13 protein-coding genes are annotated in these 16,307 nt (G+C 42.0%); all 13 read left to right on the forward strand.

The genetic code is table 11. The features are described 5' to 3' along the window. Positions 1-452 precede the first annotated feature (452 nt). The 13 genes from RG963_RS03310 to RG963_RS03370 all read left to right on the forward strand — a co-directional run bounded on the left by RG963_RS03310 (position 453) and on the right by RG963_RS03370 (position 16,297). Positions 453-2,024 (forward strand): phage tail sheath family protein, encoded by a 1,572-nt coding sequence (locus RG963_RS03310; RefSeq protein WP_310574856.1) that lies wholly within the window; start codon positions 453-455, stop codon positions 2,022-2,024. Between the two features lie 90 nt (positions 2,025-2,114). Then, on the forward strand, positions 2,115-2,552 hold the full coding sequence (locus tag RG963_RS03315; protein WP_310574857.1) for a phage tail protein: 438 nt from the start codon (positions 2,115-2,117) through the stop codon (positions 2,550-2,552). A gap of 93 nt (positions 2,553-2,645) precedes the next feature. Then, the gene (locus tag RG963_RS03320; protein ID WP_310574858.1) at positions 2,646-3,008 is read left to right on the forward strand and encodes a phage tail assembly protein; all 363 of its coding nucleotides are present in this window, start codon (positions 2,646-2,648) and stop codon (positions 3,006-3,008) included. Next, the gene (locus tag RG963_RS03325; RefSeq protein WP_310574859.1) at positions 2,963-3,187 is read left to right on the forward strand and encodes a DUF6760 family protein; all 225 of its coding nucleotides are present in this window, start codon (positions 2,963-2,965) and stop codon (positions 3,185-3,187) included. The genes RG963_RS03320 and RG963_RS03325 overlap by 46 nt, the downstream gene beginning before the upstream one ends. Positions 3,188-3,330: 143 nt before the next feature. Further along, a complete protein-coding gene (locus RG963_RS03330; protein WP_310574860.1) occupies positions 3,331-3,837 on the forward strand; it encodes a phage tail protein in 507 nt (168 codons plus the stop codon). Between the two features lie 30 nt (positions 3,838-3,867). Then, positions 3,868-7,617 (forward strand): hypothetical protein, encoded by a 3,750-nt coding sequence (locus tag RG963_RS03335; RefSeq protein WP_310574861.1) that lies wholly within the window; start codon positions 3,868-3,870, stop codon positions 7,615-7,617. Then, complete coding sequence (locus RG963_RS03340; protein ID WP_310574862.1) at positions 7,618-8,304, forward strand: CIS tube protein; 687 nt, start codon at positions 7,618-7,620, stop codon at positions 8,302-8,304. It abuts the gene before it with no gap. Between the two features lie 6 nt (positions 8,305-8,310). Further along, on the forward strand, positions 8,311-9,399 hold the full coding sequence (locus tag RG963_RS03345; protein WP_310574863.1) for a phage late control D family protein: 1,089 nt from the start codon (positions 8,311-8,313) through the stop codon (positions 9,397-9,399). Next, positions 9,399-10,082: a phage baseplate assembly protein V gene (locus tag RG963_RS03350; protein ID WP_310574864.1), complete on the forward strand. Its 684-nt coding sequence runs from the start codon at positions 9,399-9,401 to the stop codon at positions 10,080-10,082. The genes RG963_RS03345 and RG963_RS03350 overlap by 1 nt, the downstream gene beginning before the upstream one ends. 153 nt (positions 10,083-10,235) lie before the next feature. Then, a complete protein-coding gene (locus tag RG963_RS03355) occupies positions 10,236-10,628 on the forward strand; it encodes a PAAR domain-containing protein (RefSeq protein ID WP_310574865.1) in 393 nt (130 codons plus the stop codon). A 6-nt stretch (positions 10,629-10,634) separates the two neighbouring features. Beyond that, the gene (locus RG963_RS03360; RefSeq protein WP_310574866.1) at positions 10,635-11,030 is read left to right on the forward strand and encodes a GPW/gp25 family protein; all 396 of its coding nucleotides are present in this window, start codon (positions 10,635-10,637) and stop codon (positions 11,028-11,030) included. Positions 11,031-11,141: 111 nt separating this feature from the next. Continuing rightward, positions 11,142-14,291, forward strand: coding sequence for a putative baseplate assembly protein (locus RG963_RS03365; protein ID WP_310574867.1), 3,150 nt, complete (start codon positions 11,142-11,144; stop codon positions 14,289-14,291). Positions 14,292-14,293: 2 nt separating this feature from the next. Next, complete coding sequence (locus RG963_RS03370) at positions 14,294-16,297, forward strand: putative baseplate assembly protein (protein WP_310574868.1); 2,004 nt, start codon at positions 14,294-14,296, stop codon at positions 16,295-16,297. Positions 16,298-16,307 lie beyond the last annotated feature (10 nt).

The following is a 16,307-nucleotide window of genomic DNA, read 5'->3' on the forward strand; positions in this document are numbered from 1 at the left end:
ATATTTTTAAATAAGAATTTTCTACATTAGAAGGGAAAAAAATCCATATTTACCGAAATTAATAACATATTTTCAATTATTAATACTAATTTTTTAAATTAAATTTCTTCTCTACAATTACTCAATATTAAATATAATTTATAAAAATAGAGCCTGAGGGATTATGTTTTAAAAAAAATATGCCTGATGGATCATTTTCAAACATCTCATATTATATGAGTAATTATGAAAACTATTTAGAAGAATCTATCTTTACTCTTTAAAATTTTATATATGTGATATGAATACTTACTATATATAATATATACGTTATGGCAAATCTAAATATTCATATACTTTAAAAAACTTAAAACATATCTAAAAATTAATTTAATTGTTAGGAAGATCCAGCAATTTCGGGTTTTCAGAAAAGAAATGATACAAATGTAAACGATATAAATGGAGAGCTTGGTATGCCAGAATATCTTTCCCCCGGCGTATATATAGAAGAATTTGAAATTGGCGCAAAACCAATGGAAGGAGTTTCAACCAGTACCGCAGGGTTCCTGGGAGAAACCGAACGGGGTCCGACAACCCCCTGCCTGATCACCAGCTGGCTTCAGTATCAAAGGGTCTTCGGAGGTTATTTCGGAAACGACAAATACCTCCCAGGCTCGGTGGACGGGTTTCTCAAAAACGGAGGAAAGCGGTGCTATATAAGCCGGATCGTAAAAGCCGGAGACAAACCAGCCACGACAGCCAGCTTAAAGCTGAAAGTCAACGGAGAAAATGCCATGACAGTGGAAGCTGTCGGAGAAGGAGAGTGGGGGACCAGGGTTGCAGTGCAGATTTCCAGAGGGACCTTCAGCGGGTTCAGGTTGGACGTATTTTACTGGAAAGTAAAACCAGCATCCCTGTACAACCCTTACAAAGAGACTCGAATCCAGCCGCGCCCGGCCGGCGTCGAATCATTTGACAACGTGTCGATAGATGAAGCTTCCCCGGACCATTTCGAAAAAACCGTTAATGGGATTTCAAACTTTGTAAAAATCATGATCAAGGAAGGGGATTCTGCAGAGCTGCTGAATGCCCTGGAAGCTCTATTGGAACTTGAATATCTTGCAGACGGCAGTGACGGGGAAGGAGATTTCGTCCTTTCGGACTATGAACGAAGCGCTCCTGAAGACGACAAACCCGGGAAGAGAAAAGGTCTTACAGCATTAAAAGGAATTGAGGACATTTCAATCATCTATGCCCCCAACGCTTATTCGGTCTCCGGGCTTGTGGGTTCCCTCATCTCGCACTGCGAAAGCCTCAGGTATCGTTTTGCAATTCTAGATGCCCCGCAGGGGTCTTCAAATGTTTCCGATCTTGACCCGAGAAGCAATAAACCCGAAGGTTCTATCCCCACAGACTTTGCAGCGTTCTACTACCCCTGGATCAAGGTAATCAACCCGGAAACCGGGATGCTGCAGGTCATACCTCCAGGCGGGTATGTTGCAGGAGTTTACGCTCGCAGTGACACGACGAGAGGGGTACACAAAGCCCCTGCAAACGAGGTCGTACTTGGAGCCTCGGACCTCGAGTTCCAGATCATGAAAGGGGAACAGGATATTTTGAACCCGAGAGGCGTAAACGTCATCCGTGCGTTTCCCGGAAGGGGAATCCGAATATGGGGAGCCCGCACCATTTCTTCCAACACCCTCTGGAAATATATCAACGTCCGCCGCCTCTTCATCTTCGTAGAAGCGTCCATAGAACGAGGGACCCAGTGGGTCGTGTTCGAGCCAAACGACGAACGCCTCTGGGCAAGGGTAAAGGCAACAATAAACCAGTTCTTGACAGGCATCTGGAGGAGCGGAGCCCTTATGGGGACAACACCGGAAGAAGCTTTTTTCATAAAATGCGACCGGAGCACAATGACCCAGGACGACATCGATAACGGACGGCTTATCTGCATCATAGGAATCGCCCCCGTGAAGCCTGCAGAATTTGTGATCTTCAGGATAGCCCAGTGGCAGGGCGGCTCGGCAGCTACAGAATAATTCCCGGACAGGAATCTTTAGCACAGGATAGTAAATTCACGATATTTCAGGAATAATCAGGACAGGAATTTGCATAAAGGAGAATAAAATATGGGCGACAGAGTAGATCCCTACAGGAATTTCAGGTTCAGGGTTGAGATTGACGGTATTGGGCAGGCAGGGTTCAGCGAATGTACGTTTGCGGATACGTCAACTGAGCCCATTGAATACAGGGAAGGAAACGAGCCTCCAGTATTCAGGAAACTTTCCGGCCTTACCAAATACGGAAATATTACCCTGAAATGGGGAATCACGGATTCGATGGACCTTTACAACTGGAGAAAGCAAATCATAGACACGGGAGCAGAGGGTGCAAGAAAGAATATGGCCATCATCCTGATCGACGAAGCAGGAAATGATAAAGCTCGCTGGGACATTGTGCAGGCGTGGCCGATAAAATATGACCCTACAGACTTCAATGCTAAAAATAATGAGGTAGGAATAGAAACTCTCGAAATTGCCCACGAAGGCTTTACAAGGGCGTCCTGAGAGGAGATAATGGAAGATGTCAGGAGTAGCCTCGAAGAAGCTTCTCCTTAAAATTATTTTTTTTAAATGGATTTCTTATTTGGAGATGATGCAATGTTTCAAACGGAATTTGAATTTACCCTCCCCAAAGGCTATGTAGACGCCGAAGGAAACCTCCACAAAAAAGGGGTCATGAGGCTTGCAACGGCAGCTGACGAGATCCTGCCCCTTAAAGACCCGCGGGTCCAGGGAAATCCTGCTTACCTGGCCGTAATCCTGCTCTCCAGGGTCATAACCCATCTCGGGAACTTGCAGGTCATCAGCACGAAAGCGATCGAAGACCTTTTTGCTGCGGACCTTGCTTACCTTCAGGACTTTTACGGCAGGATCAATGAAAACGGCTCCCCGGAAATTAAAACAGTCTGCCCTAAGTGCGGGTACCATTTCGAGGTGGAAGAAAATACCCCGGGGGAATAAGGGGCTACCCCCTTACCAGGATTTACGAGGAGGTAGCCTTCATCGCCTACTATTTTCACTGGTCTTACGAAGAGATCATGAATATGGAACACAGGGAAAGGCAGCGCTGGTGTGAGGAGATTTCCCGAATAAACAGGAACCTGAGCGGAGAAAAACAGAGAAGCATTCTGGACGCTTGAGAACTAACTTATATGAAATTTAGATCTACAAAGGATGTCTAGCTGTCTGCAAATAAGTTACGGAAGTCAACACTACCCCAAGTTAAACGATGAGACTTCTTGTCTTTTACATGTGAGCTATCTTTATGAACCCATTTAGTTTAATGAGAGCAATGGTCGGAGACCCTTTTACATCCTTTAGATTTCGAGTTGAAATTAATGGGATTAGTATTGCTAAAATCTCCGAGGTGACAGGTCTTCAGGTAGAAACTGAGATCGAAACCTATGAAGAAGGTGGAGTAAACGATTTTGTGCATCAGTTCCCTAAAAAAACAAAATATCATAATATTGTCCTCAAACGAGGAGTTACAATTTTACCTGAAATGTGGGCATGGTATCAGAGTGTAGTTTTCGGGGTGGCCATACAGCAGACCATTGCCATTGTTTTGATGGATATCAAGGGCAATGATACGTGGTGGTGGTTCATTCTGGATGCATATCCTGTGAAATGGATAGGCCCGGATCTAAAGGCTGACAGTAATACGGTCGCTTTTGAGACCATTGAATTAGCTCATTCCGGGATTTTAGGAGCACCTTTAGGAAAAGCTGGCAACCTCGTTTCAAAAGCCACGGCAGCGACAAATATGGCAAATGTGTCTAAAAAACTCTAATATTTTGAGCTTGCACATGGAGTTTGGAAAATGGATGAAATTGTACTGAATTCAAATAAGATGACCCTATCTGATTCTGAATTTCATTGGAAATTTATGAATAAACATGGAAAGTACGGGCAACAGAGATCCATATTTCCAACTCTTTTTTTCTATAGAATTACAGGAACCGGAAAATCTGTTTTTCGAAAGGAAATAACTTTTCAAACAACTTTTAATAAAATTCAGTTAAAAATTAATTTTCATGAGCAAAATATAAACTCTGCACCAATTTTCCAAAACATCAGGTATTACAAAAATATTATTCATAATGTTTTGTTGAATTATTCCCCCATTGAGGAAAAATTAATTTCGACTACTTCAACAAAAAGTAATACAGGGGGTAATATATCTAAAGCGCCTTTGATTAATTTCAATAAAGTGAAGTCAGGTAATGAGAATTCAACGTCTTTTCTACCTGTAACAAACTATTTTTTTAATTCTCACTCCCTTGATAACACTCTACTTAATACTAGTGCTTCGATTCCAAAATCAACTCCTTATTTCCTGGAAAAATCCGTGATCTTCGGATCTATTAAAAAGTCAAGTTTTATGAACTTACTTTGGAATCCCAGTACTAGAATCCTGAACAACTATCCTCTTAATCTTCATGTTCTGAATAAGAGGCTTTTCTCTCCCGACAGTTCGTTCAATACTTATTCAAGAAAATCCAAACCGCCTTTTGGAAAGCTCCTGAAATTGATTTCCAGTGTTCACCCAAGGTTTTTAAATAATTACCCCATTCTAATTGACTCTTCAAGAAAAGCAGATTTTGAATGCTTAAAAACTTTAAAACCGATTACTCCAAAATTTATTGGCCTGGTTTATTTGAAAAAAGACCTGTTTAATGCCATTACTTCAGAGGACTCATCTGATGGCTCATTTTTTGTTAAAAATTTACATAACTCAGAAAAAAATCCTTCTCTTTTTAACAGTTACCTTTTCAATTATCATTATTCAAAAAACCTGGGCCAGGTTTTCCTAAAGTCTTTAAAAACAATTCTCCAGAAAAGTCCTAATTTTGCCAGCGTTTTTGACATAGACTCTTTTGACATAGACTCTTCAAGATACCTGGCAAATGGGAATTATTTCCGACATTTTCCGGAGTCCTTAAAGCGAACAAGTATTTTCCAGAACAACATTCGGTTCAGACATCTGGTAAAAAAAATAGAAAGCAGTCCCGAGCAACGAAAGACCCCTTCTCCTGGCAAAGAGGTTCATAATACAGGCAAAGTGGGGGAAATTTATTCTTACGCGGCAAAAAAACTTTTATCCCCAGGTTTTCTTCATGTATTCCAGGCCGGCTTACGGTATGAAAACACAAAATTATTGAAGATGAAGATCTCAATTTCAAGGAACCGAAACCTGACAAACATCATTGATGGTTTTTTGGAGGGCTATTTCCAAAACAAAAGGAATAAATTATTATTTATTGGGAATCCTTACAGCAAAAAGATAGAAACGGAAGATGCGGATTATCTTCAAAACAAAAGGAATAAATTATCATTTACGGAGAATCTTTACTGCAATGCAGTCTCGAAACTCGCATTGTACTCTAACTGGACATACTTTTCCAGTCACCTGAAGAATTTACATGGGAAAGGTTTGAAAATACCAAAAAGCTTGTGGATACCTGACTTTAACTATAAGAATTCAAAACTGTCTCATCATTTTTTAACCGTGGATTTTCCAGTAAAATTAGATTCTCATAAAAAACTCAATCAGCCTAAAATCGGTTTGCTTGATGTTTTTTCCTTAGGATCCAAAAATTCTGCTTCTACAAAGGTATTAGCACGAATTTTTCAAATGAATGCAGAATATAACTCTGGACATTTATTAATGGAAACTTTTTTAAGATGTAACACCTCGTTTTCAGGAAAAAAAGCTCCTCTTATTAAAATACGAAATATAGATAATGAAGGTTTACCTGACATCGATCATCCGTCAGAAATAGCTTATTTTAGTTGTTTTTTGAATATCCACGATATTTATGCCCAAGATTGTAACCTAAATTCACCTGTAAACCCTGGTTCCATTCTCAGAAATTTCCCTAAAATTTGTTATTCAGAAAATTCTTCTTCTTTTTTAAATACTCTTTTAAATCCCAGATCATATAATGTGAATCCTGTTTTTAGAAGGTTCCGAAAACCATCTCCCGGGATACATACCGAACTTGCTAAATATATTTTTGGCAAGGGCTATTCAGGAGAAACTTTCAAATCTGAAAATTACTCCTCTTCAAAAAGGGGCAGCTCAATCAAATATATTTTTAAAATACCAAGCTACAAAAAATATTCGGCTTTTATCCTAAATTGGTTAAACAGTATTTCTTTAAAGAACCTGATCAAATTACGTGCCAATTTCCATGGAATACAAGCTTCAAAAAAGCCAGGTTATTTTATAGAAACATCGTTCAAAGCAGACCACTTAAAAAAGCTAATTTATAACGAATATATCTCCACGTTAATTCCCTTTAAGCAATCAAGTTTATTTAGTAGATATTTTATTGGCCTGGTTTATTTGAAAAAAGACCTGTTTAATGCCATTACTTCAGAGGACTCATCTGATGGCTCATTTTTTGTTAAAAATTTACATAACTCAGAAAAAAATCCTTCTCTTTTTAACAGTTACCTTTTCAATTATCATTATTCAAAAAACCTGGGCCAGGTTTTCCTAAAGTCTTTAAAAACAATTCTCCAGAAAAGTCCTAATTTTGCCAGCGTTTTTGACATAGACTCTTTTGACATAGACTCTTCAAGATACCTGGCAAATGGGAATTATTTCCGACATTTTCCGGAGTCCTTAAAGCGAACAAGTATTTTCCAGAACAACATTCGGTTCAGACATCTGGTAAAAAAAATAGAAAGCAGTCCCGAGCAACGAAAGACCCCTTCTCCTGGCAAAGAGGTTCATAATACAGGCAAAGTGAGGGAAATTTATTCTTACGCGGCAAAAAAACTTTTGTCCCCAGGTTTTCTTCATGTATTCCAGGCCGGCTTACGGTATGAAAACACAAAATTATTGAAGATGAAGATCTCAATTTCAAGGAACCGAAACCTGACAAACATCATTGATGGTTTTTTGGAGGGCTATTTCCAAAACAAAAGGAATAAATTATCATTTATTGGAAATCCTTACAGCAAAAAAATCTTCATGGATAATCCCCGGGATAGCAAAGCTAAACTGCCCTCATTTTTATCATCATTTAGATATTCTACAAATAATTATTCAACAAAGAACATGATCCCTCTAAAAAGAAAAAATCTTTTACTCAAAACAGGTCCCCTGTACAAGATCTCACAAATAATTGCCAGCCGAAATTGCAATCTTATCCTTAAACATCAGGCTATTTCCGGAGCGGGAGATTCAAATCTTATGTTCATAATGACCAAGTGCAAAGCTGAGAACTTTTTTTTGGAGAGAGGAGAGCTTTTTGGATTCAAGTCCGCAGATGGTACTGATTACTTCCAGTCTGAAAATAATCTGCCAGTCGGTAATGAGAACCTTGTATATCGCAGCCAGGAAAATGAGATCACTCAAAGCATAGCCGAAGAGGTACAAAAAATTAAAAAGGTAGTGTTCGATACCCGAGAAGCAATTGTAGTAAATTCTTCAAAGGACACTTTTCTGAACAATACCAACCTGAAGCAGAAAATAGACATAGAGTACATTTCAGAAAAAGTAAGTCAGTTAATTGGTCACAAAATGAAAATTGAAGCAGAAAGGCGAGGTATCCTATAAATGGCATCGGAATTACTGAAGAAAATCAAAGGTGGAAACCTCTTAAGTAACGAAAGGGGAAAAAAGGGTTTTATTAAAGTCCTTGAAGGGAAGAAAAAGGATACGGAAATAAAGATTCTCTACTATCCAACTGAATATACAATGGAAAAAAGTAATATTTTCTCTGAAGTAAACGTGCCAGGTCTGGAAACTCCGTACATCCAGTATTTGAGAGGGAACTCAGGCAGTATCTCCCTTGAAGTTTTTTACGATACATACAATGAAAGAAGCGACGTCAGAAAATATACGCAAGAATTGTCCGACCTCTTGAAGATAGACCCGGACCTCCATGCGCCTCCACCTCTGAGTTTTATCTGGGGGATGCCAGATAAAGAACCGTTTACATGTGTATTGGAGAAAGTAAGTGCAAAATATACGATGTTCCTCTCGGACGGGACACCTGTTAGAGCCAGACTCAATATTACTCTTAAAGAATTTAAAACAACCCTCAATACGCGGGAAGAGAGCAAACAATCCCCTGACAAAACAAAAACCTATGTTACTAAAAGGGGGGACAGTTTATGGTTAATTGCCAATGAAAAGTACGGGGATCCTTATATGTGGAGACCGATTGCAGATAAAAACAAAATAAAAAACCCGAGGTTTCTTGAACCAGGTATTGAGCTATTAATTCCCCCATTGGAGTGAGCTTTAATGACATTCCCATCATCAGGCATTGCTATCTACGCTCCCACCTTTACAATCAAGCTGGGAGGCAAGGAGATCCCAACTGAAGACATAACCGATGTAGAGGTTGATGAGCAGATTGAAAACTCAGGAATGTGTACAATTTCGTTCAATGATATGCTGGATATGAAAAAACAGAAATTCCGATGGCTTGATGATGCCCGCATAAAGATCGGAACTCGTATTGAGATTTCTTTTAGTTATGCTCAGGGCTCAGGAAACGCGTCGAGTTCTGGAGGAAATACATTATTGTTCATAGGCAGCCTCCATGCCATTACTCCGAATTTTGATCCTGGAGGTAGTGCAAAGCTGAAAATAAGAGGGTATGATCTGTCCTGTAACCTTATGGGAAGCCGTGAAGGACAGGGAATTTATAATAAAAAAAGTTATTCCGAGATCGTTGGAGATATAGCTCAAAAATACGGACTGAAGCAGGATCAGATCGAATCCTCCACACCGGTTTATGAATCTGTCTCCAGGAACTCCAGTGAAGATGAAAATGAAGATGATTATAAGTTTGTGAAAAGACTTGCAAATGAACTTTATTATGAATTTTTTGTAAGAGAAGAGTCTCTTTACTTCCGTAAACCAAAGGACAGTGAAAATGCAAATTTTACCTTTACAAATGGTATAAATATTGTAAGTTTCTCTGTGGAAGCGAATACTTCAGCCTATGTTAGTGAAGTGCAGATCAATTTATGGAGCAGTAACCAGAAGGAAAAAAGTCCGCAAACTGCTAAACAGGAAGAGGTGGGAAATTCCTTTGGTCTCGATTTTACAAGCCAGCAAGGCAAGAAAATAATTCTGGAAAATGTAAACGTCTCCAGCGCAGAGGAAGCAAACGCCCGTGCAGTTGCAGAGCTGAAAAAAAGAAACAAGAAACTGATAATAGGTAATCTGGAAAGTATCGGAAATCCGTCCATTCGTCCCGGAATGACCGTAGAAATAAAGAAGGTAGGTGACCGCTTTAGCGGAACCTACTACGTGGAAAAAACAAAACATTCCATAAATCAAAAAGGGTACAGTACAACACTCACGCTGAGGAGATGCAAATAATGGATTTCGACGGGTTTTTTAAATCTCAAAGAACGAAAAATCAGATTCCCGGAGTAGTACTTGCTCTTGTAAAGAGCACAAAGGATCCTGATGGGCTCGGAAGAGTGCAGATAACTTTTCCCTGGAGAGGAAAAGAAGAGGACGAAGAATTACACTGGGCCAGACTCGCAACTTTAATGGGCGGAAACGGTAGGGGAATGGTCTTTTACCCGGAGATCGAAGATGAAGTACTTGTAGCTTTTGAGCATGGTGATATAGATCGCCCTTATATTATTGGGGCTCTATGGAACAGTAAGGACAAAATTCCAGAGGAAAACAGCGACGGGAAAAACAATATTAAGATGATTAAAACCCGAACCGGTCACATAATAAAACTTGATGACACGGACGGAAGCGAAAAAATTGAGATCATAGATAAGACTAAGGGAAATAAAATCAGCATCGATTCAGCTAATAAGAAAATTTCCATAGTATCTGCAGGAGACATCGAGCTTCTCGCATCCGATGGAAAAATTACCATCGATGCCACGGAAATTGAAATAAAATCTTCAATTACCGTCAACACCAAGAAAATCGAAATAAAATCTTCAGATTCGGCAAAAATCGAAGCGTCGTCAGCCGTAATGGAACTGACAAATACAGGTGCCATGAACATCAAAGGTTCAACGGTGAATATTAACTGAGTCGGGACTTAATCCGCCCAGATTTCAATCAAATGAATCTCAATAAAAACCCTAACTGAATCATATCAAAAATCCTAACTTAGCCTCAAAAAATCAATAAATAGATCAGCGCAAGAGTCTAAAATAAAGGGTCTAAAATAAGGAGTCTAAAATATGGGAATGCCAGCAGCCAAACAGGGAGACAAAATTGTTGGAGTTGATATCCATACAGTCATGATAACTAATCCAACAGGGCAAACTCCGACCCCACTCCCCCATCCGTTCAATGGAACCATTGACGGGAACCTCAGTAGTGACGTGAAGATAATGGGAAAGCCGGCAGCAACTGTGGATTCCACGGCAACGAACTCGCCTTCTCATGTTCCGCAGGGTGGGCAGTTCCAGAAACCGCCTTCCAATAAAGCCACGATTAAGATGGGAAGTCCAACAGTGAAAATAAATGGAAAAATGGCAGCAAGGAACGGGGATATAGCAATGACCTGCAATGACCCTTCGGACTTGCCTGTAGGCACTGTAATCGCAACAGGTACTGTTAATATTGGGTGAAGACTGATGGAAAAGGAATTTCTCGGAATTGGCTGGAAGTATCCGGTAGGTGTGGAAGCTGATGGGAGTATTTCAAGCTCCAGTTACGAGGAAAACATCAGGGAATCGATCCTGCTTATTCTGGAAACTGCCAAAGGCGAACGCTTGATGCGTCCGGAATTCGGTTGTTCCATACATGATTATACCTACAGTATGATGGACACACTTACTCTGCGTATGATTGAAAACGCTATATATGAAGCCCTTGTGGCCTGGGAGCCTCGCATTGAGGTGAATGAGATCAAAACCCTCACAGAAAAAGCCCTGGAAGGAAAACTTCTGATAAGTATCGATTACAAGGTGCGGAGGAGCAATACCCAGGTAAACCTTGTCTATCCGTTTTACCTGAAAGAAGGAACCTGAAGGATTAATTTAGTCAAAATTTAGTCGAGTCAGGTCGGATATTCAGAAATCCTGTCTGTCAGGCCTGTCCGTAAGTAACGATGGACAAAAAGAGGAACCTGGAGGAGTCCAATGGAAAGAAAAACTCCGAAGATAAGGGAAACTACGGCAGATACGGTGCTGGAAAAGATTCAAAAGAAAGCGCCCTTCTATGTCCCGGAATGGACACCCGGAGCCGAAGGCGACTTCGGAAATGCCCTTTCCCGGATCTTTGCGGACATGGCCGAAAACCTTCTAAATAACCTGAACGAAGCCCCCAGAAAACATCTCCTTTCTTTCCTTGATATGCTGAACTTTTCCCTCAGTCCTGCCAGACCCGCAAGTACGGTACTCTGTTTTGTCCCGGTTTCAAAGGCTCCGGAAAACGTAACTATCCCTGCCAAAACCCGCGTCACAGCCAAAAGCCCAGACGGGGAAACCCTCTTTTTTGAGACCGAGAAAACATTTGCGATAACCCCTTCAAAACTTTGCTTTGTATGCAGCCTGGATCGGGAAAGAGATGCAATCTTTGACCACAGTTCCACAGTAGATGGAACTGAACCATCAACCCTGCTCTCCGGAACAAACATGCAGAAACATGCTTTTTACATAGGAGATGAGGAATTCTTCAGGAGCGGAAAAGGAAAAATCAGCTTTACTCTCACAGCCGCAGGGGCTGTCGAGGCAAGGATGCTGGCTGAAGAAAACATGTTTGTCTGGGAATATGCAGCTCCGGCAAGCGGGAATGAAAAGGATAAAATGGAGATTACTGAATGGTTCTCATTTTCAGCAGCAAGGTTTTCAGGTGAAAAATTTGAGATTCTGAAGGGAGAGGAAGTAATCGGAAAGGGGAAAATAAACGGGCTCGAAAGCCGATGGATTCGCTGCCGTTTGAAAGGAGAAGGAATCAAGGAACTCGAGCAGTTTTTCCTTGGTCCGGTTAAAGTAGATGTATCTGCTGAGGGGATCAAACCTGACTTTCTGTTTTACAATGATATCCCTCTCGAAGATGGAGAAGCAGGGGTGCAGCCCTTTGGAAGTAAACCGATCCTGTATGACACTTTCTACATAGCCTGCTCGGAGGCTTTCTCAAGGCAGGGGAGCGAGGTTTTGATAGACTTTTATCTTAAACCCGGAAGGCCAGGCCTTATTTCAAAAAAACCCGTGCTTTCCTGGGAATACTGGAGCGGAGAAAGCTGGAGAAGCCTCAAAAAATATATGGATTTTAGCGCAAATATAGGGGAGAGCGAGGAAGGAAAAAGTGGGTCTGAAGGAGAACTTCCTGAACTTGAACTGGAAAATTTTCTGGTAAAGAACATAATAGAAACGGAAGCTGAAATGGAGGCTGAAAAGGAACCTAATGGAATTGGCAGACTCTTTATTTCTAAAGAAAAAGAAGATAGAAAAAAGGAGGAAGAAAATCTTTTACTTGTTCATGTGAACGTTAAAATCCGGGAAATGCCCCCAATGGCGCCGGGAAGCATCAACGGAGAGGAAAGTTACTGGATCCGGGTCAGGCTTATTGAAGGGATTTTCGGGAAAGAGTGCGGGATTTCAAAAAAGAACTCAATAATACCCGGAAGACCTCCAACGTATGAAATAGAACCCGAAAAATTCTACCCTCCCGAAATAAGAAAACTAATTTTCAGTTATTCCGATAGGAATGGAAGGGAGCCAGATTACCTTGTTTCTGAAAACAACCTGGCTTTTGTAAATAGGAGGAAAGAGCTGAAACGGGCAGGAAGTTTCAAGCCTTTTGAAACGGTTTCTGAACCCCTGCCTGCAGTATATCTTGGCTTTACGTCCAAATTTGTGAAAGGCCCTCTGAGCCTGTTCATCAAACTCGAGGAAACCTTTGTAGATCAGGGCGTTCCCGTGAAATTCGAATGGCAGTATCTTGTAGCTGCAGGAAAGGAAAGTGCAGGAGAATGGAAAGAACTTCAGGTTCTTGATGAAACCGGAGGACTTGCAAAAAGTGGAATCCTAGAATTCTTTGTCCCTGAGGAGATGAAGACTTTGCAGTGCTACGGCTCAAAAAGTCCGTTATACTGGATCCGGTTCCTGTTCACAGAAGGAAAAAGAACTCCCCGGATTTCCGGACTCTATCCTAACTGCATATGGGCACTCCAGGCAAAGACTGTTAAAGATGAAATTCTCGGTTCCGGTTTTAGAGAAACAGGGCAGGAGCTTGAGCTCAGGAACAGGCCGGTGGTGGATGCGGAGGTCTGGGTGAACGAGGTAGACTGGCTTTCGGAAGGAGAAAAAGAGGCTCTGCTTAATAAAAATGGAGCTCGGGATGTGAAGACAGTAAAAGATAGCAGCGATAGAATTTTGGAGTTTTGGGTCAGGTGGGAGAAAGTTGCAGACTTCAGCAGTTCGGACGGAAGGAGCCGGCATTATTTACTTGACCGGACTTCAGGAAAAATTCGCTTCGGGAACGGAATTCGAGGCATGATCCCTCCTCTGGGAATGAACAATATAAAGGCCAGCTACCGAACAGGAGGTGGAGAAGCCGGAAACCTTACAGCTTTTTCGATCAAGAAATTGTACAGCTCTCTAAAACACATTAATGCAGTATACAACCCTGCCGCTTCCGAGGGAGGAGCACGGACCGAAAGCCTGGAAGAACTGGTAGCACGGGCTCCGGCTACGTTCAAGCACAGAGGTCGGGCGGTAAACAGGGAGGACATTATATGCTTCACAAAAGAAGCCTCACAGAAAGTAGCAAAGGTAAAGGTGCTTTCAGGTTCAGACGAAGAAGGGAACAGGTTCCCGGGACTGATGACTGTTGTCATAGTGCCCGATCTTCCGGAACAGAAGCCTGCTCCTACTGCCGAAATACTTCAAATCGTCGAAGCTCATCTGAATGAGAAAACTCCGAACATAGGGAAACTGAAGGTAGCAGGCCCTGTTTATTACGAGGTGAGCGTAAGGGCCGAACTGGTTACAACAGACCTAGAAGCTTTAAGTGAAATCGAAAACCGGGTGAAAAGTAAAGTAGAGGAATTTTTACATCCTTTGAAAGGAGGAAAAAAAGGAGAAGGCTGGGATTTCGGGCAGATTCCTTCAACCTCGGATTTTTATTCTCTGTTATCAGATCTGAATGGGATAAGTTATGTGAGAAAGATTGATTTTATTAAAGCCGAAAACGAAACTCCTGAAAAACAACCCAGACCTTCCGCCCTGCCCTGCAACGGGAAACATGAGATCAATCTGCTCTGGAAAGCCGAGAAGGAGGAGTAAAGATGGCGTTGCCGGTCCCGAACCTGGATAATAGAACCTTTGAACAGCTCCTTCAAGAAGCCAGAAAGTCCATCCCGAACTATGCTTCTCAATGGACAAAACATAACCCTGCTGACCCTGGGATCACTCTTGTCGAACTTTTTGCCTGGCTGGTAGAAATTACCAGTTATAGGATCAATCTCGTTACCGATGAGCATCGTCTCAAATACCTGAAGCTGCTGGGGGTCAGGCCCCGGGGCATTTCACCTGCCACTGCGGATCTCAGTTTTGAAATGGATGAGGTAATACATCTCGATAAAGGCACGGATTTTCTGGCCGAAAAAGCCGGTGAGAATATCGAGTTTGAACTTTCGGAAGGCGTCACTGTTATTCCTGTTCAGCTCGAAAAAATAATTGTAAATGAAATGTCAGTAGTTTTGTCTCAGGCCTCGTCCATAAATTTTTCACAGGCTCCAAAGCTTTCTAAAGGGATTTTCGACCGAACAGTTGCAAACTCCAAAGAAGACCTTTTTTTCGCACCTTTTGGCCTGGAGACCAGGAAAAACAGTGAACTGTACCTGGGCTTCAAGCTTAAAACCCGAAAAATCATAAGTCCTGACCTGGAGTATCCCTATGACTCGCTCAATTTAATGTGCTATCTCTATGAAAAAGACCTTCCTCAACCTGGAAAACACGGGGAAGAAGCCGAATATTCCTTCGAAAACTCAAAACTGAAGTGGGAGATCTACATTCCATCCCCTGAAGGAAAACAATGGAAGGAAGTTTTCCCTGAAGACAGGACACAAAACTTCAGGAAAAGTGGCAGCTTTCTTTTCACAGGCCTTGAAGGCTGGGTCTGCTCATATCTCGAGGCCTTGCGTTCCCTGGAGGAAGAAGAGAAATATTTCTGGCTGCGCTGCACCCTTCTGGAGTCCGAATACGAATACCCGCCAAGGATTGAAAAGATCAACCTGAATGTGGCAACCGTTATCCAGAAAAAGAGAGTGACTGACGGGATGCTTGAAAAAAGCAATGGGCTTCCCGGACAGGTTTTCAAACTGCCTGAAACCCGGGTTCTCAGGGGGAGCCTCAAACTGGCTCTTGCAGGGGAAGAGTGGAACGAAGTTGAGGACTTTGACGGTTCTGGGCCTGAAAGCCCTCATTTTACACTGGACAGTATGAAAGGGGAAATCCGCTTCGGGGATGGGCTCCAGGGAAAAGTACCCCCAGAAGATACCGAAATTCAGGTTCTCGAATACGAATCCTCAAGAGGAGATCAGGGAAACTTTCCGGCTAGCTCCAGGTGGGCAGTAAAAGGGGACAAATTTGAGGGACTGGCAATAAGCAACCTCAAACCCGCAGTCGGCGGAAAGAGGGAAGAGAGCATAGATGAGGCCTTTGAACGTTTCATCAGGGACCTGACAGTACCATACAGGGCAGTTACTTCAGAGGACTTCGAATACATTGCTCGCGAGACCCCTGACCTGAGGATAGCGCAGGCAAAAGTTATCCCCAATTTTGACCCTTACAGGCAGGTCGAAAAAGAGGGCATAGTAACGGTAGTTATAATTCCGTTCAGTCCACTTGACGTTTTAGAAACTCCGCCCGAGCCTTCCCTGGGTTTCAGAGCAGCGGTTGCCAGGCACCTTGAGAATCACCGTTTGCTCGGAACCCGTGTGTATGTGGTTTCTCCGAAATATGTCCGGGTTGAGGTGAAAGTTACCCTGGGAATTTTAAAAGGCTTTTTCGAGCAAGAAATCCGGAAGATAGTTCTTGAAAAACTTAACCTTTATCTCCATCCGGCAAAAGGCGGCAAAAACGGGAAAGGGTGGCCAGTAGGAAAACCGGTTTACCGCTCGGAAATTTACCGGCTTATTATGGAAACCGAAGGCGTGAGTCTGATACAGAAAATTAGTATTTCTTCCCAAAACGGTGCAAACCTGGACGAAAATGGAGACCTGAAACTGACTTATACAGCTACGGTTTATTCCGGAGAGCATTCAGTGGAAATACAAACCTTTTCTTAAAAGGTTTGCA

Source organism: Methanosarcina baikalica (assembly GCF_031461075.1).
GTDB classification, from domain to species: domain Archaea; phylum Halobacteriota; class Methanosarcinia; order Methanosarcinales; family Methanosarcinaceae; genus Methanosarcina; species Methanosarcina baikalica.

Bases quoted from the DNA above. Each gene is read 5' to 3' on its own strand.
- RG963_RS03310 (WP_310574856.1), top strand. From the start codon at position 453: ATGCCAGAATATCTTTCCCCCGGCGTATATATAGAAGAATTTGAAATT.
- RG963_RS03315 (WP_310574857.1), top strand. From the start codon at position 2,115: ATGGGCGACAGAGTAGATCCCTACAGGAATTTCAGGTTCAGGGTTGAG.
- RG963_RS03320 (WP_310574858.1), top strand. From the start codon at position 2,646: ATGTTTCAAACGGAATTTGAATTTACCCTCCCCAAAGGCTATGTAGAC.
- RG963_RS03330 (WP_310574860.1), top strand. From the start codon at position 3,331: ATGAGAGCAATGGTCGGAGACCCTTTTACATCCTTTAGATTTCGAGTT.
- RG963_RS03335 (WP_310574861.1), top strand. From the start codon at position 3,868: ATGGATGAAATTGTACTGAATTCAAATAAGATGACCCTATCTGATTCT.
- RG963_RS03340 (WP_310574862.1), top strand. From the start codon at position 7,618: ATGGCATCGGAATTACTGAAGAAAATCAAAGGTGGAAACCTCTTAAGT.
- RG963_RS03345 (WP_310574863.1), top strand. From the start codon at position 8,311: ATGACATTCCCATCATCAGGCATTGCTATCTACGCTCCCACCTTTACA.
- RG963_RS03350 (WP_310574864.1), top strand. From the start codon at position 9,399: ATGGATTTCGACGGGTTTTTTAAATCTCAAAGAACGAAAAATCAGATT.
- RG963_RS03355 (WP_310574865.1), top strand. From the start codon at position 10,236: ATGGGAATGCCAGCAGCCAAACAGGGAGACAAAATTGTTGGAGTTGAT.
- RG963_RS03360 (WP_310574866.1), top strand. From the start codon at position 10,635: ATGGAAAAGGAATTTCTCGGAATTGGCTGGAAGTATCCGGTAGGTGTG.
- RG963_RS03365 (WP_310574867.1), top strand. From the start codon at position 11,142: ATGGAAAGAAAAACTCCGAAGATAAGGGAAACTACGGCAGATACGGTG.
- RG963_RS03370 (WP_310574868.1), top strand. From the start codon at position 14,294: ATGGCGTTGCCGGTCCCGAACCTGGATAATAGAACCTTTGAACAGCTC.